Annotated in this window: 1 protein-coding gene; it reads right to left on the reverse strand. The window is 78.1% G+C overall.

Translation table 11 applies throughout. The annotated features are described in order from the left end of the window. Positions 1–100 precede the first annotated feature (100 nt). A partial coding sequence (gene dacB / locus J0670_RS38185) for a D-alanyl-D-alanine carboxypeptidase/D-alanyl-D-alanine-endopeptidase (protein WP_207817361.1) occupies positions 101–1,297 on the reverse strand: 1,197 nt, incomplete at its 5' end.

Consider the following 1,297-nt stretch of genomic DNA (forward strand, 5'->3'; position numbering starts at 1 on the left):
GGGATGCGGGCCCCTGCCGACGTTGCCGTTCCGGGCGCCGTGGGCCGCCGTCAGGGCTGCGCCCGCGCCGTTCGGTCCGGCCCGCGGCCGCCGGGGCGGGTCAGTGGCAGCCGCAGCCGGCGAGGCGGGCGGCGATGCGATCCATGGCGGCGCGGGCGGTGTCGGCCGGGGCGGCGGTGCGGGTCATGACGGCGAAGGTGAGGAGGCGGCCGTCGGCGTCGACGACGGTGCCCGCGAGGGTGTTGACGCCGCTGAGGGTGCCGGTCTTGGCGCGTATCAGGCCCGCCGCGTCGGCGGCGCCGGAGCCGGTGCCGTAGCGCTTGTTGAGGGTGCCCGTGAATCCGGCCACCGGGAGACCGGTGAGGACCGGGCGCAGAGCGGGGTGCTGGTCGGAGGCGGCCAGGGCGAGGATCCGGACCAGGACTGCGGGCGGGATCGCGTTGCCCGGGTGCAGGCCGCTGCCGTCGTTGAGGACCACGCCGGTCATCGGCACGCCGAGCCGGGCGAGCTCCTGGGTGACGGCGGCCGCCGCGCCCTCGAAGCTGGCCGGCTGGTGGGCGGCGAGGGCGACCTGACGGGCGATCGCCTCGGCGAGCTGGTTGTCGGACGTGGTCAGCAGGCGCTCGACCAGCCGGGTGACGGTCGGTGAGTCGACCCGCCCGAGGACGGGCGCCTCGGCGGCAGCCGGGGCGGCGGCGGGCTCGGCCCTGCCCTCCACGGTGACGCCCTGGGCGGCGAGCAGCGCGGCGAAGGCGTCGGCGGCCGCGCCGGCCGGGTCGGCGACCCGGGCCGGGGCATCCTCGCGGCTCGTGGGGTCGGTCCTGCCCTCGTCCACCATCAGCGGGACGACCAGCGCGATGTTCGCCGCGTCGTGGTTCCGGTGCTGCGGGTTGCCCGCGTACAGCGACAGGTCGTAGTCCAGTTTGACCGTGGTGGTGCCGGCCGCCCGGAGGGCCTCGGCGGTCTGCCGGGCGAGCGCCTCCAGCGAGGCGGGGGCGGTGTCTGCGTCGGCGGGCTGGCCGCCGATCCGCACCTGGTCGGCGGGCAGCGCGGTGAGCGTCGGGTCCCCGCCGCCGACCAGGGTGATCGTGCCCGGGGCCGCGCCGCGGACCACCCGGGTGGTGAGCCGGGTGTCGCCCGGGAGCAGGGAGAGGGCCGCGACCGCGGTGGCCAGCTTGGTGGTGGAGGCGGGGGTGGCCGGGGTGTTCTCCCCGGAGCCGTAGAGGAGCCGGCCGTCGGCGGCGTCCGCGACGGCGAGGGTCACGGTGCCGAGGCTCCTGTCGGCGAGGGCGGCGGC

The organism is Streptomyces sp. FH025, assembly GCF_017427025.1.
Lineage (GTDB): Bacteria > Actinomycetota > Actinomycetes > Streptomycetales > Streptomycetaceae > Kitasatospora.